17 protein-coding genes are annotated in these 19,972 nt (G+C 66.6%); 2 read left to right on the forward strand and 15 right to left on the reverse strand.

The window, feature by feature from the left end; genetic code table 11:
* Positions 1 to 107: 107 nt before the first annotated feature.
* Positions 108 to 2,150, reverse strand: a complete 2,043-nt coding sequence (locus AC5Y3Z_RS18515) for an NAD(+) synthase (RefSeq protein WP_463824844.1) — start codon at positions 2,148 to 2,150, stop codon at positions 108 to 110.
* Between the two features lie 139 nt (positions 2,151 to 2,289).
* On the opposite strand from AC5Y3Z_RS18515, the gene AC5Y3Z_RS18520 reads away from it, so the two are divergent.
* Positions 2,290 to 3,123, forward strand: coding sequence for an NAD-dependent protein deacetylase (locus AC5Y3Z_RS18520; RefSeq protein WP_463824845.1), 834 nt, complete (start codon positions 2,290 to 2,292; stop codon positions 3,121 to 3,123).
* Here the strand turns inward: AC5Y3Z_RS18520 and AC5Y3Z_RS18525 are convergent.
* Complete coding sequence (locus AC5Y3Z_RS18525) at positions 3,107 to 3,271, reverse strand: hypothetical protein (RefSeq protein ID WP_463824846.1); 165 nt, start codon at positions 3,269 to 3,271, stop codon at positions 3,107 to 3,109. The two genes, AC5Y3Z_RS18520 and AC5Y3Z_RS18525, sit on opposite strands and share 17 nt — an antisense overlap.
* Positions 3,272 to 3,476: 205 nt before the next feature.
* Entirely contained in the window at positions 3,477 to 4,739 is a 1,263-nt protein-coding gene (locus AC5Y3Z_RS18530) for a cytochrome P450 (protein ID WP_463824847.1), read from the reverse strand.
* An 82-nt stretch (positions 4,740 to 4,821) separates the two neighbouring features.
* On the opposite strand from AC5Y3Z_RS18530, the gene AC5Y3Z_RS18535 reads away from it, so the two are divergent.
* Positions 4,822 to 5,466 carry a TetR/AcrR family transcriptional regulator gene (locus tag AC5Y3Z_RS18535; protein WP_463824848.1) on the forward strand — a complete coding sequence of 215 codons (645 nt, stop codon included), beginning with the start codon at positions 4,822 to 4,824 and terminating at the stop codon, positions 5,464 to 5,466.
* A 1-nt stretch (position 5,467) separates the two neighbouring features.
* Here the strand turns inward: AC5Y3Z_RS18535 and proB are convergent, their stop codons facing one another.
* From proB to AC5Y3Z_RS18595, 12 genes are all read right to left on the reverse strand, one after another.
* On the reverse strand, positions 5,468 to 6,586 hold the full coding sequence (gene proB / locus AC5Y3Z_RS18540; protein ID WP_463824849.1) for a glutamate 5-kinase: 1,119 nt from the start codon (positions 6,584 to 6,586) through the stop codon (positions 5,468 to 5,470).
* Entirely contained in the window at positions 6,583 to 8,019 is a 1,437-nt protein-coding gene (gene obgE, locus AC5Y3Z_RS18545) for a GTPase ObgE (protein ID WP_463824850.1), read from the reverse strand. The genes proB and obgE overlap by 4 nt, the downstream gene beginning before the upstream one ends.
* 52 nt (positions 8,020 to 8,071) lie before the next feature.
* A complete protein-coding gene (rpmA, locus tag AC5Y3Z_RS18550) occupies positions 8,072 to 8,332 on the reverse strand; it encodes a 50S ribosomal protein L27 (protein WP_463824851.1) in 261 nt (86 codons plus the stop codon).
* A 13-nt stretch (positions 8,333 to 8,345) separates the two neighbouring features.
* A complete protein-coding gene (gene rplU, locus AC5Y3Z_RS18555) occupies positions 8,346 to 8,657 on the reverse strand; it encodes a 50S ribosomal protein L21 (RefSeq protein WP_463824852.1) in 312 nt (103 codons plus the stop codon).
* Positions 8,658 to 8,840: 183 nt separating this feature from the next.
* Complete coding sequence (gene rne, locus AC5Y3Z_RS18560; RefSeq protein WP_463824853.1) at positions 8,841 to 11,774, reverse strand: ribonuclease E; 2,934 nt, start codon at positions 11,772 to 11,774, stop codon at positions 8,841 to 8,843.
* A 316-nt stretch (positions 11,775 to 12,090) separates the two neighbouring features.
* Entirely contained in the window at positions 12,091 to 12,501 is a 411-nt protein-coding gene (ndk, locus tag AC5Y3Z_RS18565) for a nucleoside-diphosphate kinase (protein ID WP_463824854.1), read from the reverse strand.
* 34 nt (positions 12,502 to 12,535) lie between these two features.
* Positions 12,536 to 12,865, reverse strand: a complete 330-nt coding sequence (locus AC5Y3Z_RS18570) for a DUF4233 domain-containing protein (protein ID WP_463824946.1) — start codon at positions 12,863 to 12,865, stop codon at positions 12,536 to 12,538.
* Positions 12,866 to 12,915: 50 nt separating this feature from the next.
* A complete protein-coding gene (folC, locus tag AC5Y3Z_RS18575; protein WP_463824855.1) occupies positions 12,916 to 14,352 on the reverse strand; it encodes a bifunctional tetrahydrofolate synthase/dihydrofolate synthase in 1,437 nt (478 codons plus the stop codon).
* Positions 14,349 to 17,009, reverse strand: coding sequence for a valine--tRNA ligase (locus AC5Y3Z_RS18580; RefSeq protein ID WP_463824856.1), 2,661 nt, complete (start codon positions 17,007 to 17,009; stop codon positions 14,349 to 14,351). The genes folC and AC5Y3Z_RS18580 overlap by 4 nt, the downstream gene beginning before the upstream one ends.
* A gap of 60 nt (positions 17,010 to 17,069) precedes the next feature.
* Entirely contained in the window at positions 17,070 to 17,711 is a 642-nt protein-coding gene (locus AC5Y3Z_RS18585; protein ID WP_463824857.1) for a LysM peptidoglycan-binding domain-containing protein, read from the reverse strand.
* A 142-nt stretch (positions 17,712 to 17,853) separates the two neighbouring features.
* Positions 17,854 to 18,444, reverse strand: coding sequence for a DUF937 domain-containing protein (locus tag AC5Y3Z_RS18590; protein WP_463824858.1), 591 nt, complete (start codon positions 18,442 to 18,444; stop codon positions 17,854 to 17,856).
* A gap of 104 nt (positions 18,445 to 18,548) precedes the next feature.
* Positions 18,549 to 19,805: a saccharopine dehydrogenase family protein gene (locus AC5Y3Z_RS18595; RefSeq protein ID WP_463824859.1), complete on the reverse strand. Its 1,257-nt coding sequence runs from the start codon at positions 19,803 to 19,805 to the stop codon at positions 18,549 to 18,551.
* Positions 19,806 to 19,972 lie beyond the last annotated feature (167 nt).

The following is a 19,972-nucleotide window of genomic DNA, read 5'->3' on the forward strand; positions in this document are numbered from 1 at the left end:
GAAGTGAGGCCTTGCTGTGTCCGCGCCTTCACCGAAAGGTGATGCGGAGTCGGCCTGTGATTTACCCGCGGTGCTCGTGTGGTGGTGACGTCAGGAGTGCGGGAAGCTCAGTCTTCGGGGATCTCTCGCTCGATCTCGTCGAGCCAGATCCGTGCCGACATGTCCGACGGCGCACGCCAATCCCCGCGCGGCGAGAGTGACCCGCCGTGAGACACCTTGGGGCCATTGGGCAATGCAGAGCGCTTGAATTGGCTGAACGAGTAGAACCGCTTCGCGAAAACCTCAAGCCAGTGCCTGATTTCGCTCAACGAATAGGAGGGGCGATTCTGCTCGGGAAATCCGGGCGGCCATTCGCCTTGGTCGGGATCGTGCCAGGCATGCCAGGCCAGGAAGGCGATCTTGGAAGGCCGGAATCCGTACCGCAGTACTTGGAAGAGCGAAAAATCCTGCAGTGCATACGGTCCGACCTTCTCCTCGCTGCTCTGCAGGTCTTCCTCCTCGCCGGCAGGCACCAGTTCCGGGGTGATCTTGGTGTCGACGACCGACTGCAGCACATCGGACACCTCCTGCTCGAACTGCTCGGACGAGATGACCCACCGGATCAGGTGCTGAATGAGCGTCTTGGGTACACCGCCGTTGACGTTGTAGTGCGACATCTGATCGCCGACGCCATACGTCGACCACCCCAGTGCCAGCTCCGAAAGGTCGCCGGTGCCAAGGACTATGCCGCCGCGCTGGTTGGCCAAGCGGAACAGATAATCGGTGCGCAGTCCCGCTTGCACGTTCTCGAAGGTGACGTCGTAGACCTTCTCGCCGCGGGCGAACGGGTGGCCGATCTCCTCGAACATGCGGTTGGCGGTTTCGCGGATGTCGATCTCCTCGAAGGTGATTCCCAACGCTTCACCGAGTTTGATCGCGTTGTTCTTGGTGTGATCGCCGGTGGCGAAGCCGGGCAAGGTGAATCCCAGGATGTCGCTGCGGGGACGCTCCTCCCGATCCATCGCCTTGGCCGCGACGATCAGGGCGTGGGTGGAATCCAAACCTCCGGACACACCGATGACGAGCTTCGGATAATCCAGTGCGCGTAGCCGCTGCTCGAGGCCAGACACCTGGATGTTGTAGGCCTCATAGCAATCCTGTTCCAGCCGTTCACGATTGGCCGGGACGAAGGGAAACCGCTCGATGTTGCGCAGCAAGCCGATGTCGCCGTCGGGTGGGTCGAGCCGGAAGTCGATGCGACGGAACGAGTCGGCGGTCGCCCGGTGGTGGCGACGGTTGTCGTCGAAGGTGCCCATCCGTAGCCGCTCGGAGCGCAGCAACTCCAGGTCGACGTCGGCGACCGACCGGCGCGGCCCCTTGGGAAAGCGCTCCGAACACGCAAGCTCGGTGCCGTTCTCCCAGATCATCGTCTGACCGTCCCAAGCCAGGTCCGTTGTCGACTCGCCCTCCCCCGCCGCGGCATAGAGGTACGCGGCCAGGCACCGCGCCGATGCGGACCGCGCCAACAGGCAACGGTCCTCAGCACGCCCGATGGTGATCGGACTGCCGGAAAGATTGGCCAGCACCGTCGCGCCCGCCAGCGCCGCCTCAGCGCTGGGGGGGACCGGAACGAACATGTCCTCACAGACTTCGACGTGCAGCACGAGGCCTGGCACATCAGAGGCGGCGAACAGCAGATCGGCACCGAACGGGGCTTCGACGTCCCTGAATCGGATCGTGCCCCGCTCACTGTCCCCGGGCGCGATCTGCCGATGCTCGTAGAACTCCCGATAGGTCGGCAGATAGGACTTGGGCACCACCCCGAGCACCGCGCCGCGGTGAATGACGACAGCGGTGTTGTAGATGCGGTGCAGTCGCCGCAGCGGCGCGCCGACGACCAGCACGGGCAGTAGGTCCGCGGACGCCGCAATGATGTCGAGCAACGCTTCCTCGACTGCGTTCAGCAGGGCATCTTGCAGCAGGATGTCCTCGATCGAATATCCCGTCAGCGTCAGCTCCGGAAAGATCGCCAGCCCGACACCCTCCTCATGACTGGCGCGCGCCAACTCCAGTACTGACTTGGCGTTAGCTGCCGGGTCGGCAATTGTGGTCTGGTGCGTGCATGCGGCGACGCGCACGAACCCGTGCTGATATGCGGAATAGAAGCTCATCGCCCCTCATTGTCACGTGGCCCACTACTACGCCCGATGTTGCCCCCGCAGAGTTCGGGCAAACATCCGAACCGCGAAGGGCTGCTCGAGCCGTGGTCGCCGGCTCGGCGGGACCCCGCAGCGTTCTATCCTCGAAGGGGTGGAATCCCCCGAACTGGTCGCGCTGCTGAGCGGTCGGCGCGTGGCGGTACTCACCGGCGCGGGGCTGTCCACCGATTCCGGCATCCCCGACTATCGGGGTCCGGAGTCGCCGCCCAGCAATCCCATGACGATCCGCCAGTTCACCTCCGACCCCGCGTTCCGGCAGCGGTACTGGGCGCGCAACCACGTCGGCTGGCGACACATGGACGACACCCGGCCCAATGCCGGGCATCGGGCGCTGGCCGCGTTGGAGCAGGCGGGCGCGGTGACCGGGCTGATCACCCAGAACGTCGACCTGCTGCACACCAAGGCCGGCAGCCGGCACGTCATCAATCTGCACGGCACCTATGCGCAGGTGGCCTGTCTGGACTGCAGCTTCACCATGAGCCGCGAGGCGCTGGCGGACGAACTCGAAGCGCTCAACCCGGGCTTCACCGAACGTGCCGAAGCCGTCGGTGGGTTGGCGGTGGCTCCGGACGCCGACGCCGTCGTCGAAGAGACCGACTCGTTCCGCTACCTGAACTGTCCGCGGTGCGGCGGCATGCTCAAACCCGACATCGTGTATTTCGGTGAGAGCGTACCGAAAGACCGCGTCGCTCAATCCTATTCACTTGTCGATCAGGCTGATGCCCTGTTGGTAGCAGGTTCGTCGCTGACGGTGTTCTCCGGGTACCGATTTGTGCGCCACGCCGCCGCCACCGGCACGCCGGTGGCGATCGTCAATCGGGGTCGCACCCGGGGTGACGACATGGCTGACGTCAAGGTCGACGGGGGCTGTTCGGAGATGTTGAGCTTGTTAGTCACCGAACTGAGCGTCAACGCGCCCTTCTGACCTCGGCGACGAACTGGCGGCCCTGGTTGTCGATCACCTGCCAGGAGTAGGGACCGATGACTCGCGGATAACCCAGGTTGTGAACGGCCATCCGGGCGTCGTGCTCGTACCGGATGTTGTCGACGCGCAGTCCGTTCGATGTTGTCAATGCCCACATGGTCTTCTCCGAATCTCTGGCATGTGCGACCGGTCAGGGTGACCAACTCGCTGATGTGACGAGCTTCTCGGAAGCGACTGTGCGGATTCTCAACAGATTCTTGGCGACGACCAGACCGGCGACAGCGCCGTGGTCGGACGGGTCAGGAGCACAGCCCTACAAGCGTGCGCGACTGTACTCCTGTTGCGCCGAGCTGTCAGAAAGTGCAGGGCATGCGCCGGATGGCGTGAATGAAATTGCCGACGACGTAAGACGGTTCGCCGGCCTGAATTTCCGGCACCTGGCGCAGTAGTTCGCCGAACAGGGCACGCAGCTGTGCTCGCGCCACGTGCGCGCCGAGGCAGAAGTGCACGCCACCACCGCCGAAGCCCACATGCGGATTGGGATTGCGGCCCAGGTCCAACCGTTCGGGATGGTCGAAGGCGTCGCGGTCCCAGTTTCCCGAGGCGTAGAACATGGCGACCTTCTCCCCGGCCCGGATGGTCTGACCACCGAGTTCGTAATCCTTTGCCGCAGTACGGCGAAAGGTCATCACCGGGGTGGCCCACCGGATGAACTCCTCGACCGCTGTGCCGATGCGGTTGTCGAAATCACTGGAAAGCCAATCTTTTTGGTCGGGAAAGTCGGTGAGCGCCTTCAATGCGTGACTGGCGGTCTGGCGGGTGGTGTCGTTGCCGGCCACGGCGAGCAGGACGAAGAAGGCGGCCACCTCCGCGTCGGTCAGGCGATCACCGTCCACTTCGGCGGTCACCAGGCTGCTGAACAGATCGTCTCCTGGCTGTTCGCGGCGCTGCGCGGCCAGCGCTCCGGCCACCTGGTGCAGGTACAGCTGATTCTGGAACAGCAACTCGAGCGGGTTGCGACCGTCGAGGAATTCGGGATCAGCCCAGGAGACCACGGCGTCGGCCGCGCTTGCCACCTGGTGGCGCTCGGATTCCGGGATGCCCATCATGTCCGACAGGGTGCGGATTGGCAGTTCTTTGGCGCAGATGTCGACGAAGTCGGCGCCGCTGCCGGCGGCCCGCAGTTCCTCGACGATGACCTTGGCGTTGTGCTTGATCGAATCTTCGATACGCCGGACCTGTCGGGGGGTGAACGCCGCGCTGGCCAGCTTGCGAAGTTTGGTGTGCCGCGGCGGGTCCATCGCCAGGAAGGACTGCGACGCCTCCAGCAACTCTTCGGGGATGTCGGCGAACATGACGCCCTTGCCGGACAGGAACACCTCATTGGTGCGACTGACCTCGACGATGTCCGCACGGCGGGTCACCGCCCAGTAGCCGGGATCGGCCGGATTGTCGATCAGGTCGCCTTCTACCGGCGGCTGCCAGCTGACCGGCCGCTCGGCTCGCAATGTGGCGAAAGATCGTTCCCGGTCGGCGGCCGTCGTCGACCAAAAAGCCTTGGAGGACAGGTCGATCGCATCATAAGGGCGGGTGGCGGGCTGCACAGATGTGCTCATGAATGCGTCCTTCCGTTGATTCGACGATATGCTTAGACACTTCGTCTAGTCAAGACGTCCATGGGTCGGTTATGCTCGTCGAATGCCGGCCGTGACACGCAAATCCCAGGGCAATCGCCAGCAGGAGCGTGAGCAGCGGCAAGAGCAGATGGAACGCCGGCTGTTGGAGGCCACCGAACGGCTGATGCGCGACGGCACCAGCTTCACCGAACTCAGCGTCGATCGCCTGGCCACCGAGGCCGGCATCTCGCGGGCCAGCTTCTACATCTACTTCGAAGACAAGGGCCACCTGTTGCGCCGCCTCGCCAATCAGGTACTCGACGACCTGACTACCAGTGGAGAGCGCTGGTGGGACGTGGCCTGGCGGCATAATCCCGATGACGCCCGGGTGGCAATGGCCAGCATCATCGCCAATTTCCGTCGTCACCAACCAGTTCTGGTGGCGCTCAACGAAGTCTCCGGTTACGACCCCACGACCGCGCAGGCCTACCGCGACCTGCTGAACAACGTCAGCGGGCGCTTGACGCGGGTCATCGAAGAAGGCCAGGCCGACGGGTCGATCCGTCCGCAGCTGCATGCGGTGACCACCGCCAGCGCATTGACCTGGATGGTCGAGCGGGCCTGCCACCAGAACCTGCCGGTCCAGCCGTCGGAGTACGACACCCAGCTGGCCGCGACCCTGACTGAAATAGTCTGGGGCTCACTGTATCTACAGCCTGCGCAGTGACCTACTGAAGTTGTTGCACGACTACCAGATCGTCGGCGTGTACCGCCGGACGGCGTAATTCACCGGGTAGGTCCGAGGTGGAACGGCCGATCATGCCGGCCAGTTCACCCGCGTCGTACGCGACCACACCCCGGGCCACCACCACCCCTTCCGATCCGCACAATTCGACGACGTCGCCGCCGAAGAACTTGCCCGAAACCCCGGTGATGCCGGCAGGCAGCAACGAACGCCGTTGCGTCACAACGGCGCGCACCGCGCCGTCGTCCAGGACCAGTGACCCGGTGGACTCGGCGGCATACCGCACCCAGAATCGTCGCGCCGACATCCGTTCGGCGCGCGGCGCAAACACCGTGCCCACCGACGCGTCGGTGAGCGCCTGAGCGACTTCGGCTGCCGGAGCAAGCAACACCGGCAACCCGGCGTCGGCGGCCAGCAGCGCCGACGACATCTTCGATGCCATGCCGCCGGTGCCCAGATGACTGCTCTGCCCGGCGACCACTCCGGTCAGATCCTGCGGACCCCGCACCTCCGGAATGAACCTGGCAGTGGCGGACTTTCGCGGATCCGCATCGTAGAGCCCGTCGATGTCGGACAGCAGCACCAACGCGTCGGCACCCACCAGATGCGCCACCAGCGCCGAGAGCCGGTCGTTGTCGCCGAACCGGATCTCGTTGGTGGCCACCGTGTCGTTCTCGTTGACGATCGCGACCGCGTGCAGTGCCCGCAACCGGTCCAGGGTGCGCTGAGCGTTGTTGTGCTGCACCCGCATCGAGATATCGTGCGCGGTCAACAGCACCTGCCCCACGGTGCGGCCGTAGCGGGCAAAAGCGGCGCTCCAGGAGTTCACCAGGGCCACCTGCCCGACGCTGGCCGCGGCCTGTTTGGTCGCCAAATCCTTGGGCCGACGCGATAATCCGAGCGGCTCGATGCCTGCGGCGATGGCACCCGAGGACACGATGACGACGTCGGTGCCCGCCTTCATGCGGGTCTCGATGGCGTCGGCGAGGACCGCCAACCGGCCGGCGTCGAACATGCCGGTCTCGGTGGTCAGTGCGGTGGTGCCGACCTTGACGACGACACTGCGCGCCGTTCGGATGGCCTTGCGGTGCTCGCTGATCACGACTCGTGCTCGCGGCGTTGGCGCCGAGCGGCCTTTCGCTCCGCGGCGCCGACGCGATCATTGCGCTCCAGCCGGACATCGGTGCCCCGACCGGTCAGCGGAACCTGCACTCCCGCGGGAGTCTGCGGTTCCCAGTCGAACGTCATCTCACCGATCGTCACCGCGCAGCCGGGCCGCGCGCCCAGTCGCAGCAGTTCATCCTCGACGCCGAGGCGGGCCAGGCGGTCGGCGAGATAGCCGACGGCCTCGTCGTTGTCGAAGTTCGTCTGACCGATCCAGCGCTCGGGACGCGCACCGGTCACCACAAAGCCACCCGCGCCGTCGGGTTCGACGGTGAAACCGCTCTCATCGACAGGAACCGGACGGATCACCGGCCGGCGCGGCACCGGCGCCGGCCGCGCCGCATTGTATTCCGAGACCATCTTCCACAGCCCGAAGATCAACGGCTGCAAGCCTTCCCGCGTCGCCGTGGAGACCAGGAACACCGGCCAGCCGCGTTCGGCGATCTCGTCGAGGACGAACTCGGCCAACTCACGCGCCTCGGGAACGTCGATCTTGTTCAGCACCACCGCACGCGGACGCTCGGCCAGGTCACCGAGCACCGCATCGCCCTGCAGAGTGGGCGTGTACGCGGCGAGTTCGGCTTCCAGCGCATCGATGTCGGAGATCGGGTCGCGACCGGGATCTGCCGTCGCACAGTCCACTACGTGCACCAGCACCGCACAGCGCTCGATGTGCCGCAAGAAGTCCAGACCCAGGCCGCGGCCCTCCGAAGCGCCCGGAATCAAACCCGGCACGTCGGCGACGGTGAACGCATGCTCGCCGGCCGACACCACGCCCAGGTTGGGCACCAGCGTGGTGAACGGGTAGTCGGCGATCTTGGGTTTGGCCGCTGAGATCACCGATACCAGCGAAGACTTTCCGGCCGAGGGAAACCCGACCAACCCGACGTCGGCGACGGTCTTGAGCTCGAGGGTGAGATCCCGGGCCTGCCCGGGCTCACCGAGCAGTGCGAAGCCGGGCGCCTTGCGGGCACGCGAGGCCAGCGCGGCATTGCCCAGACCACCGCGGCCGCCGGCGGCGGCTTCGAACCGGGTGCCGATGCCCACCAGGTCGGCCAGCAGTCGGCCGTTCTCGTCCAACACCACGGTCCCGTCGGGAACCTTGACCTCCAGATCGGCACCCGCGGCGCCGTCGCGATTGTTGCCCGCCCCCTGCTTGCCGGACGGCGCGGTGACATGCGGTCGGAAATGGAAGTCCAGCAGGGTGTGCACCTGCGGGTCGACGACGAACACGATGCTGCCGCCGCGGCCGCCGTTGCCGCCGTCGGGCCCGCCCAGGGGCTTGAACTTCTCGCGGTGGACGGACGCGCAGCCGTTGCCGCCGGAACCCGCGCGTGCGTGAATGACCACCCGATCGACGAATCGAGCCATCGGGCTTCCCCTCAATAAGCCGGCGGGCGCACCCGCGGCACTCGGGCCCGGACTAGTCCGAGCTGGGCCCGACGATGCTGACGGTCTTGCGGCCGCCCTTGACGCCGAACTGGACCGCCCCGGCCGCCTTTGCGAACAGGGTGTCGTCACCGCCGCGCCCGACGTTGACGCCGGGGTGGAACTTGGTGCCGCGCTGGCGGATCAGAATTTCGCCGGCCTTGACGACCTGACCGCCGAACCGCTTGACGCCCAACCGCTGAGCTGCGGAATCCCGGCCGTTGCGTGAGCTGGAAGCGCCCTTCTTGTGTGCCATGTCTGCCGCCCTTTTACTTGATTCCGGTGACCTTGAGGACCGTCAGCTGCTGACGGTGTCCCTGACGCTTGTGGTAGCCGGTCTTGTTCTTGAACTTGTGGATCCGGATCTTGGGGCCCTTGGTGTGCTCGAGCACCTCGCCGGTGACGGCGACCTTCGCGAGCGCATCGGCGTCGGTGGTGACGTCGGCGCCGTCCACGACCAGGGCGACCGGCAGCGACACGTTCGAGCCCGGCTCGGATTCGATCTTCTCGACCTTGACGACGTCGCCGACGGCAACCTTGTACTGCTTACCGCCGGTCTTGACGACTGCGTAGGTAGCCATCGGTCTCACTCCTGCCTGTTCTGCTGCCTGCGTTGGCTCGCGCACGTGCCAGCGACTCTGCGCGGTGGGTGGTCTGGTGCGGGCTTGCGTGTCCCGCTGTCGTCGGCCAGCGTCCGCACGGCCTGACGACAACTGTCCTAGGGTACGTGACCAGCGGCTACAGGGTCAAACCGACCCCGGCCGTCAGTCCCCGTGGATGGGTGGCCCGGCCGGCCGGCCGGCCGCACGCCGCCGGCGCGGTGCGACCGACACCGGCGCGGACACCTGCTCGACGCCGGTGGCGACGCTGACCACGTCGTCCTCGTCGTCGTCGCTGTCCTCGTCTTCACCGTCCTCGTCGTCGTCGCTGTCCTCATCGTCGTTGTCCTCGAGGTCTTCGTCGTCGAGTTCGTCGACATCTTCGTCGTCGAGGTCCTCGTCATCGTCATCGAGGTCCTCGTCGTCGTCAGCATCTTCCTCGTCGTCCGTGTCGTCATCGTCCGTGTCGTCATCGTCCGTGTCGTCATCGTCCGCGTCGTCGTCGTCCTCGTCGGTGTCTTCGATGTCCTCGAAGACTTCGACGGCGGCATCAGCATCCGCAACCGCGCCCTCGGTGGTCTGCTCGGCCTCGACAGATGCGTCCTCGCCCGCGTCGTCGGCGTCATCGTCGTCGTCACGCGACGATGCGGCCATCGCCTTGAACATCGGGTGTTCTCCGGGCGCGTGCGTGGGGACCTTCGCCACCACCGCCTTCTCCACGGATTCTTCGGACCGGTTCTTCTTCGACCGCCGGTTGCGACGGCCGCTGGTCTCGGACTTGCGCCCGGTCGCCGGGGCCGAGTCGACCGGATCGGCGTGCAGCAGAATCCCACGGCCGGCGCAGTTGGGACACGATGACGAGAACGCCTCGATCAACCCGGTGCCCAACCGCTTGCGGGTGAGCTGGACCAGGCCCAGCGAGGTCACCTCCGACACCTGGTGGCGGGTGCGGTCGCGGGCCAGCGCCTCGGTCATCCGGCGCAGCACCAGGTCGCGGTTGGATTCGAGCACCATGTCGATGAAGTCGATGACCACGATGCCGCCGATGTCGCGCAGCCGCAGCTGTCGCACGATCTCCTCGGCCGCCTCCAGGTTGTTCTTGGTGACGGTCTGCTCCAGGTTTCCCCCGGAACCGGTGAACTTGCCGGTGTTGACGTCGATCACCGTCATCGCCTCGGTCCGGTCGATCACCAGCGTGCCACCGGAAGGCAACCACACCTTGCGGTCCATGGCCTTGGCGAGTTGCTCGTCGATGCGGTGCACCGCGAACACATCGGGCCCGTTGCCGTCCGCCGGCTCGTACTTGTTGAGCTTCGAAACCAGCTCGGGGGCAACAGAATTCACGTACTCGTTGATGGTCGTCCAGGCCTCGTCGCCGGACACGATCAGGCTGGAGAAGTCTTCGTTGAACAGGTCCCGGATGACCTTGACCAGGACGTCGGGCTCTTCGTACAGAGCGACCGCGGCGCCGGCCGCTTTCTGCTTGGTCTCGGCGGCCTTGGCGTCGATTTCGTTCCAGCGCTCCTGCAACCGGGTGACGTCGCCGCGGATGTCCTCTTCTTTGACTCCCTCGGATGCGGTGCGGATGATGACCCCGGCGTCCGACGGCACCACCTCGCGCAGGATCTCCTTGAGCCGTTGACGTTCGGTGTCGGGCAGTTTGCGGCTGATACCGGTCGACGAAGCTCCCGGCACATAGACCAGGAAACGTCCGGCCAGCGACACCTGCGTGGTCAGCCGCGCGCCTTTGTGCCCCACCGGGTCCTTGCTGACCTGCACCACCACGTAGTCGCCGGGCTTGAGGGCCTGTTCGATGCGGCGGTCGGACCCGCCCAGACCGGCGGCCTCCCAATTGACCTCGCCCGCGTAGAGCACGCCGTTGCGGCCACGGCCGATGTCGACGAACGCCGCCTCCATCGACGGCAACACGTTCTGCACGATGCCCAGATAGATGTTGCCGACCAGCGATGCCGAAGCCGCAGAGGTCACGAAGTGTTCCACCACGATGCCGTCTTCGAGCACCGCGATCTGCGTGTAGCGGTCGCCGGGGTGCGGCGGCTCGGTACGGACGCGGTCACGCACCACCATCACCCGATCCACGGCCTCACGGCGGGCGAGGAATTCGGCTTCGGTCAGGACCGGCGGGCGCCGCCGGCCGGCGTCGCGCCCGTCCCGGCGGCGCTGACGCTTGGCTTCCAGACGGGTGGAACCGTCGATTCCCTTGATCTCGTTGGAACCGGAACCGCTGCCGTTGTCGCCGCCCTGCTTGCCGCCACCGCTGCGCGGTGCCCGCTCGTGCACGACGGTGTTGGGCGGATCGTCCGGCGAAGGACTGTCGTCGCCTTCCTCGGCGGCTCCGGACTTGCGCCGTCTCCGGCGCCGCCGGCGGCGGCTACCGCCGTCGGCCGAACCGTTCTCGTCGTCGCCGTTGTCGGAGTCATCGGACTCGTCGGCATCGTCGGAGTCCTCGTCCTGGTCGGCACCGTCCGCCTCGCCAGCACGCTGGTCGCCGCTGGGGCCTGCGGAGTCCCCGTTCGGGCTGTCCTGGGGACCGTCGCCGCCCTGCTCGCCACGACCGCGACCACGGCCACGACGTCCCCGGCGACGCCGCTTGTTGGCCGGACGATCTCCCGCTCCCTCGTCGTCAGCATCGCCGGCGCCGTCACTGTCGTCGGAATCGTCGGCGGAGTCGTCGGTGGACTCGTCGTCATCCACTGCCACGTCGACTCTGGCCTCGACCCGCACCGGCTGGGGGGCGACGAACAGCGGCATGTACGGCGGTCGCTCGACGACGCCTTCCGCGGTTTCCAGCATCAGCCGCGATTCCGGCTCGGCACCGGCATCGGGTGCCGCAGCGGTCGCGGGGGCGTCGGGGACGGTGTCGGGCTGGGCCGCCAGGAGATCCCGAACCCGTACCGCGTCGACCTGGTCCACGCTGGAATGCGCGCTGCGGATTCGTCCGTCCAGCGCGGCCAGGGCATCGAGGACCCGCCTGCTGGTGGTCCCCAGGGTGCGCGCGAGCGAATGGACTCTCAGGCGGTCCGGCAGTTCCTGTGTCGGCTCATTTGTCTGGTCTGAAGATGGGGCACCGTCTACCACGTTTCTCCTCAGGCCCCCGGGCGCGTCCTATCGACGCGGCCACGCGAGGGCTTCGCTATGGGTCCGGGTCACTTCTCCCGGACTTGTGATGGTCTCGCGCCGAGCGACCCAGATCGGACCCACTCGGCACCGTACTGAATGACGGCTTGACATGCTGCGCCGCATAGCGGACTGGCGATGGTCGCGCTTGCCCAAGTCTTCATTCGGGTGTCCGCCGCCAGTTCGACGCCGTTCACCCGAGAGTCAGTATCCCACACCCGGGAATGAAGTCCGTCACCCCGGAGACCGATGGCCGGCAAACCGGCCTGAGAAGCGGTTAGGAGCTGGGGAACCAGAGGCCGATCTCGCGTTGCGCCGATTCGGCCGAATCGGACCCGTGCACCAGGTTGAACTGCGTTTCCAGCCCGAAATCACCGCGAATGGTGCCGGGTGTGGCCTTCTCCACCGGGTCGGTGCCACCAGCGAGTTGCCGGAACGCCGTGATGGCGCGGGGCCCCTCGACGACCGCGGCCACCACCGGTCCCGACGTGATGAACTCCAGCAGCGACCCGAAGAACGGTTTGTCCTCGTGCTCGGCGTAGTGGCTGCGGGCCAGCTCGTCGTCGACGTTCCTGAGCTCCAGCGCCGCGATGGTGAGGCCTTTGCGCTCGATGCGGCTGAGTATTTCGCCGATCAACTGCCGTTGCACACCGTCGGGCTTGATCAGTACCAGGGTCCGTTCGCTCACGGTGCCCAAGAGTAGAGGCCCGCCGGTCCTGGCACTAATCCGGCGGCGGTTCGAGGGCCTGAGCCGCCTGCCGGCGTTGCACCTCGGCCCGCAGATAGGCGATCAACGCCCACACCCCGGTGAACAGCAGCCCGATGAAGCCGACGGCCGGATCCAGCAGGAAGCCGGCCACCAGCGCCAGCTGGAACCCCAGATTGACCCAGATCGCCCAGGGCTTGCGCTGCAGTCCGGACAGCACCACCAGCAGCACGGCCACCCCGATCAAATAGCTCAGTGACGCCGCGTGCAAGCCGCCACCGACCGCGCCCACCACCGGTATCGCCAGCAGCACCACGATCGCTTCCAGGATCAGGGTCCCGGCCATCACCCCGGCGAAGCTCTTCCACGGGTCGGGCCGCGGCGGCCCCTGTTCAGTCACTGCGGATCACGCCCGAACAGGGTTCGTGCCGCCCCGGCGGTGACCACCGACCCGGTGATGATGATCCCGGCTCCTGACGCGATCCCGTCCTCGGCACCGGCATCGTCGACCAGGGCGGTTGCGGCGTCGATGGCGTCGCGCATGTTCTCGGCCGTGACCACCCGGTCCGGACCGAACCGCTGCTGCGCCGCCAGCTCGAGCGCCTCGACGTCCAGCGCGCGTGGTGAGCCGTTATTCGTGACGACGACGGAATCGAGCACCGGTTCCAGGGCCGCCAGAATGCCGTCGGCGTCTTTGTCGGTCAGCACGCTGAGCACGCCGACCAGCGTGCGGAAGTCGAATTCGTCGGTCAGCGTCCGGGCCAGCGCGGCAGCCCCGGCGGGATTGTGCGCGGCGTCGATGAAAACCGTTGGGGCGCTGCGCATCCGTTCCAGCCGTCCCGGGCTGGCGACGGCGGCGAAGCCGGCCCGCACGGCGTCGATGTCGAGTTGGCGCTGGGCGCCGGCGCCGAAGAAGGCCTCGACCGCGGCCAGCGCCAGCGCCGCGTTGTGCGCTTGATGTTCGCCGTGCAGCGGCAGGTAGATATCGGAGTACACCCCGCCCAGGCCCTGCAGTTCCAGCACCTGGCCGCCGATGGCGACCTGACGTTGCAGCACCGCGAACTCCGAATCCTGTCGGGCCACTGCGGCATCGGCGCGCACCGACTGCGCCAGTAGCACCTCCATGGCTTCGGGCGTCTGCCGGCCGATGACCGCGACGGTGTCGGGCGCGCCGTCGGGCGCGCGGGTGATGATGCCCGCCTTCTCCCCCGCGATCCCGGCGATGTCGTCGCCGAGATAGTCGACGTGGTCGACGCTGATCGGGGTGATGACCGCCACCGGCGCGTTGATCACGTTGGTGGCGTCCCACCGGCCGCCCATGCCCACCTCGACGACGGCGACGTCGACGGGCGCGTCCGCGAACGCGGCGAACGCCATTGCGGTGAGCACCTCGAACTTGCTCATCGCCGGGCCCCCGGTTGCCTGCGACTGTTCGTCGACCATCTGCACGAACGGCTCGAGCTCCCGGTAGGTTTCGACGTAACGCGCCGGGGTGATCGGCGTGCCGTCGATCGAGATGCGCTCGACCGCGGACTGCAGATGCGGGCTGGTGGTGCGCCCGGTGCGCATCTGCAACGAGGTGAGCAGCGCATCGATCATGCGGGCGACTGAGGTCTTGCCGTTGGTGCCGGCGATGTGGATGGCGGGATAGCTCAGTTGCGGCGAACCGAGCAGATCCATCAGCGCGCTGATCCGGGTCAGGCTGGGTTCGATGCGGGTCTCCGGCCAGCGCTGGTCCAGCAGGTGTTCCACCTGTAACAACGACGCGATCTCGTCCGGGGTCGGCGCCGCGTCGGTGGCCTGTTCGGACCAGTCGGATGCCTCGGAACTCACCGCAGCGCCGCCAATCGCGCGGTGATGCGGTCGGATTCCTCCTGCGCCAACTGCTGTCGGTCGCGAATCTTACCGACGACGGCTTCGGGCGCCTTGGCCCGGAAGTCTGCGTTGGCGAGCTTGGCGGCGGTGGACGCCAGTTCCTTTTGCGCCGCCGCCAAGTCCTTTTCGAGCCGACGCCGTTCGGCGGCGACGTCGATGGTGCCCGACGTATCCAGCTCGACGACCACCGTCCCCGCGCTCAGCCGCACCTCCAGCGACACCGAGGCCGCGAAGTCCGCACCCGGTGAGGTGAGCCAGGCCAGTGACGTCACGGCGGGCACCTGCTCGTTCAGATCGACGTCCTGGACACCGACCAACCGTGCCGGCACCTTCTGCCGATCGGCCAGACCCTGGTCGCTACGGAACCGGCGCACCTCGGTCACCAGTTTCTGCATGTCGGTGATCCGTTGTGCGGCAACGTTGTCCAGCTCGATGTCGGACGAACTCGGCCATTCGGCGATGACCAGCGACTCCTGACCGGTGAGCGCCTGCCACAGCGCCTCGGTGAGGAACGGAATCACCGGATGCAGTAGCCGCAGCAGGGCGTCCAGCCCAGCGGCCAACACCGCCGCAGTGTGCGGATTACCTTGCGCGAGTTGCGTTTTGGCCAGTTCGACGTACCAGTCGCAGAATTCGTCCCAGGCGAAATGGTACAACGACTCGCAGGCGCGGCTGAACTCGTAGCTGTCGAAGGCCGAATCCACCTCGGCCCGAACCTGTTCCAGCCTGCCCAGAATCCAGCGGTCGGCGTCGGTCAACTCGTCGAGGGCGGGGAAAGGTGCCCGGAAGGCTGCTGCCGCGCCGTTCATCAGCGCGTACCGGGTGGCGTTGAACAGCTTGGTGCCGAAGTTGCGCGACGCGCGGACGGCGTCCTCGCCGATCGCCAGGTCACCCCCGGGACTGGCCCCCCGCGCCAACGTGAACCGCAACGCATCCGCGCCGTATTTGTCGATCCAGTCCAGCGGGTCGATGACGTTGCCCTTGGACTTACTCATCTTGCGGCCGAATTCGTCGCGGATCAGACCGTGCAGGAACACGTCGGTGAACGGCACCTGGGGGCCGCGCTGACCGGCGAGGGTGATGGTGTCGTCGCCGCCGACGAACGTGCCGAACATCATCATCCGGGCCACCCAGAAGAACAGGATGTCGTAGCCGGTGACCAGAACGCTTGTCGGGTAGAACTTTTCCAGTGCGGCGGTCTGTTCCGGCCAACCCAGAGTGGAGAACGGCCACAGTGCCGAAGAGAACCACGTGTCCAGCACGTCGGGGTCCTGCTCCCACCCGTCGGGCGGTGTCTCGTCGGGACCGACGCACATCTGCTGGCCGTCGGGCCCGTACCAGATCGGGATGCGGTGACCCCACCACAGCTGGCGCGAGATGCACCAGTCGTGCATGTCGTCCACCCACGCGAACCACCGCGGTTCAAGACTGGCGGGGTGAATCACGGTGTGCCCGTTGCGAACCGCGTCGCCGGCCGCCTTGGCCAGCGACTCCACCCGGACCCACCACTGCAGCGACAACCGTGGCTCGATCGGCTCACCACTGCGCTCGGAGTGCCCGACACTGTGCAGATAGGGCCGTTTTTCGGCCACGACTCGGCCCTGCGCCGCCAGTGCCTCGCGCACCGCGACCCGGGCCTCGAAGCGGTCCATGCCGTCGAACTGCGTCCCGGTGCCGACGATGCGCCCCTTGGTATCCAGGATCGACGGCATCGGCAACTGATGCCGCAATCCGATCTCGAAGTCGTTCGGGTCGTGGGCGGGGGTGACTTTGACTGCGCCGGTACCGAATTCGGGATCCACATGCGCGTCGGCAACGACGATCATCTCGCGGTCGACGAACGGGTGCGGCAACTTGGTCCCGACCAACTGACGGTAGCGCTCGTCGTCGGGGTGTACCGCAATGGCGGTGTCACCCAGCATCGTCTCGACCCGGGTGGTGGCGACCACGATGTGGGGTTCGGCGTCGTCGAGGGAGCCGTAACGGAACGACACCAACTCGCCCTCGACGTCCTGGTAGTTGACCTCGAGATCGGAGATGGCTGTCTCCAGCACCGGTGACCAGTTGACCAGTCGCTCGGCTTGATAAATCAGCCCGGCGTCGTAGAGCCGCTTGAACATCGTCCGTACCGCCCGCGACAGACCTTCGTCCATGGTGAACCGGTCACGGCTCCAGTCCACGCCGTCGCCCAACCGGCGCATCTGACCGCCGATCGCGCCGCCGGACTCCCGCTTCCAGTCCCACACCTTCTCGACGAACAGTTCACGGCCAAAGTCTTCCTTGGTCTTGCCGTCGACCGCGAGTTGTTTCTCCACCACGCTCTGGGTGGCGATGCCGGCGTGATCCATGCCCGGCTGCCACAGCACCTCGTAGCCCTGCATGCGCTTGCGACGGGTGAGCGCATCCATCATGGTGTGCTCCAACGCATGACCCATGTGCAGCGTGCCTGTCACGTTGGGCGGCGGCAGCACGATCGAGTACGGCGGCTTGTCGCTGTGCGGGTCCGCGGTGAAGTAGCCGGCATCCAGCCACTTCTGGTAGATGGCGCCCTCCATCGCGGCCGGATCCCACGACTTGGGCAGCTGGTCGTCGGCGGGGCGGGGGCTGGCGGTCACCGCACAATTCTAGGAACCGCCAGCCGCGCCGCCGGGTTGGGCCTCCGAGACCGGAGCCGATTACGGAATCGTGAGCACCTGACCGGGGTAGATCAAGTCGGGGTTGGGGATGCCGCTGGCGTCCGCAATCAGCTGGTACTTGCTGCCGTCGCCGTAGAAGCGCTCGGCAATGGCCCACAGCGTGTCGCCGGACTCGACGGTGTGGGTACGGGCAGCAGGCTCGGCCGGGGGCGGTTCGGCGGGTGCCTCTTCGTGGGATTCAGCGACGGCGTTCTGGGCCGGCTCGTCTGAACCCCACCAACCGCCCTTGGCGGACTCGGAACCGGACTTCTCTGCCTCGGCGACCGGCTCGGGGGGCGGGGGCGCGTCGGTCTCGGTTTTGGTCGACCACGCGGCTTTACCGTCACCGGCGTAGAGCACCAGGTTGCGGTCGTCCTGCAGGACCAGCCGGACCTGCTTCTTGCCCTTGGTGTCGCTGTGCCACACCGGCTTGTCCGACGTGTAGAGCACGAAGTTGCCATCGGTCTGCACCTCGGCGCGCACCACATTCTGACCGTTGGTCCCGGTGTCCCACAACGGCTTTCCCCGAGCGGCCAGCACCAGGTTGCCGTCGTCCTGCAGGGTCAGGGTGTAGGCGCCGTTGTTGGAGACCAGCGACTCCCCTCTGACCAGCTTCTGTCCTTCGGTGAGCGTGTCTGACATGACTTACCCTCTCCATCCCTGTCGTTTCCAAGTACGGTCGACACCCGCCGACCGTCCGTCCTGGTACCCCTGAACACAGACTTACCCATCTTGCTGCGCCCGAAACAGGTTTGCACTCAGCGCAATCCTGTTGTCGCACAGTCTATTTCTTGCCACCGAGGAGCCCGCCGAGGATGTCCCCGAGGCCACCGCCCTTATTGCCCAGCACGCTGCCCAGGATGCCGCCGAGTGACTTGTCGTTGCCGCCGCCGAGGATGCTGCCCAGGATGTCTCCCAGCCCGCCACCGGACGTCCGTTGCTGCGACGCCGTGGTCTCGGCGGCGGCGCCGTCCGATCCAAGTTGTTTGCCTATGTACGCCAACACAATTGGCAGCACGACCGGCAGTAGTTGCTTGAGCAGGTCCCTGTTGCCCGCGCCCCCGCCGGCTAGCGCCGCCGCCACCTGGTCGGTGTCCTTGCCGCCGAATAGGGTCGCCACGGCCTGGTGCCCGTCCTGCTCGTCGACCTGGTCGACACCGCCGCCGGCGTCAAGCAGGCCGCGGGCGGCGTGGCCACTGGCTGCCGATTCGATCTTGCTGGCGTGCTCGGGATCTTGGGAATTGTGCTGCAGACCGCTGAGCAATACCGGCACCAGCGTGTGTACCGCCTTTTCGACTTCGCCTTGGTCGGCATCGAGTTTGGTGGCGATGTCTGAGGTGGGAATCTGCGCATACAGGTCATCGAGTCCGGCCATCGCTGTCCACCTTCGTTGCTGGTATGAAAGACGCCCCGATTCGACACTAGACTCGCGCGATCTGGTTCGTCACCCCTGGACGCAGCCCAATTTCAACCCGCACGTCAAATTAACCGTTCGGTCTCCAGCGAGATACCCGCGCCCGGGAAGCGGGCCAGCAGCGCATCACCCATGGCGGCCGCCGGGGTCAGCACGCCGTGCAGGTCAGGAAGCTTGTCGCGGTCCTGTGCCAGCGCGAGGCCGCATTCGCCCAGCATGACCGAGGTCGCCTTATACCCCGGGTCGCCCCGCTGTTCCATGCGCGCCACGTAGCGGGCGCCGGACGTCGTCGTGGTGTAGGTCTCGACTTTGTAGTAACCACGCTCGCGGGCCTGGGCACTGGGACCGGTGCCGGGTTTGGGCAGTACCCGTTCCATCAGGTTGGCGGGCAACAGACCGAGGAAGCGACTGCCCAAGCCGAACACCGCGTTGCTGGCACTGGTGATCAGAGCAGAGGCCACCGGGGAGATCGCGGAAGATCCGAGGTTCATGCTCTCGGCGTAGCGGAACTCGCGGCCGTACGCCCAGTCCAGCAGTGCGTTGCTCCGCCGCACGATCCGAGTGTTGTACGGGGCCATCACGAACCCCGCCGTCCACAAACCGTTGAGCTCCGGCGCGATCTGGCGACCACGCCGCAAGGGCAGATCGGGTTGCGGTCCGACATCGGGTTCTGCACCGCGGTCATCGCTGAGGGTGTAGGGATCCAGGAGCTGACGGCGCACCTCGGCATCTTTGGACGCAGCGCGCATCAGTTCGAGCATCGATGCGATGGTGCCGCCGGACAGTCCACCCCGGAAGGAACGCACCACGAGGTTGGTGTCGGTCAGATCTCCCGCGTCGTCCTGCTGAGCGGCGCGATGCAACGCAAATACGGTCAGATCGGATGGCACCGAGTCGAATCCGCACGCGTGCACGATCCGGGCACCGGTATCGGCGGCCTGCTTGTGGTAGACGTCGATGCTCTCCCGGACGAAGTTGGCCTCGCCGGTCAGGTCGGCGTAGTCGGTGCCGGCGGCGGCGCACGCGGCCACCAGCGGCAGCCCGTATCGGGTGTAGGGACCTACCGTGGTGATGACCACCCGCGTGCGGGCGGCCATTTCCTTCAGGCTCGACGGGTCGGTGGCATCCGCGGCTACTTCAGACCACTGCTCTGCCGACGCGCCGATGGACCGTCGTACCTCTGCCAGCCGCTCTTTCGACCTGCCGGCCAGGGCGATGCGCGCATCGCCACCGGCCCGGGCCAGGTATTCCGCAGTCAGCTTGCCGACGAAGCCGGTTGCGCCGTAAAGGATGATGTCGAATTCGCGTGGCGTATCAGTCACCCGCCCGACGCTACTCCCGGCGATGTGGGCAAGCTGGCGCGGTCTGCGTCACCGGCCCCGGTCACTGCTCGGCGGACTCGCCCCAGCCCGTCGTTTGACCTGCCAACAGCGACACCCGATACGACGAAGTGCCGGGCCCGAAGGCCCGGCACCCTGCCGTACATCAG

The sequence above is a fragment of the Mycobacterium sp. NGS61 genome (genome assembly GCF_059812325.1).

What these genes read in the sequence shown, in the direction of transcription:
- AC5Y3Z_RS18585 (WP_463824857.1), bottom strand. Translation starts at nt 17,711, where the DNA reads ATGTCAGACACGCTCACCGAAGGACAGAAGCTGGTCAGAGGGGAGTCG.
- obgE (WP_463824850.1), bottom strand. Translation starts at nt 8,019, where the DNA reads ATGGCTCGATTCGTCGATCGGGTGGTCATTCACGCACGCGCGGGTTCC.
- AC5Y3Z_RS18570 (WP_463824946.1), bottom strand. Translation starts at nt 12,865, where the DNA reads ATGGCCGGGACCCTGATCCTGGAAGCGATCGTGGTGCTGCTGGCGATA.
- rpmA (WP_463824851.1), bottom strand. Translation starts at nt 8,332, where the DNA reads ATGGCACACAAGAAGGGCGCTTCCAGCTCACGCAACGGCCGGGATTCC.
- rplU (WP_463824852.1), bottom strand. Translation starts at nt 8,657, where the DNA reads ATGGCTACCTACGCAGTCGTCAAGACCGGCGGTAAGCAGTACAAGGTT.
- AC5Y3Z_RS18530 (WP_463824847.1), bottom strand. Translation starts at nt 4,739, where the DNA reads ATGAGCACATCTGTGCAGCCCGCCACCCGCCCTTATGATGCGATCGAC.
- AC5Y3Z_RS18535 (WP_463824848.1), top strand. Translation starts at nt 4,822, where the DNA reads ATGCCGGCCGTGACACGCAAATCCCAGGGCAATCGCCAGCAGGAGCGT.
- AC5Y3Z_RS18590 (WP_463824858.1), bottom strand. Translation starts at nt 18,444, where the DNA reads ATGGCCGGACTCGATGACCTGTATGCGCAGATTCCCACCTCAGACATC.
- AC5Y3Z_RS18515 (WP_463824844.1), bottom strand. Translation starts at nt 2,150, where the DNA reads ATGAGCTTCTATTCCGCATATCAGCACGGGTTCGTGCGCGTCGCCGCA.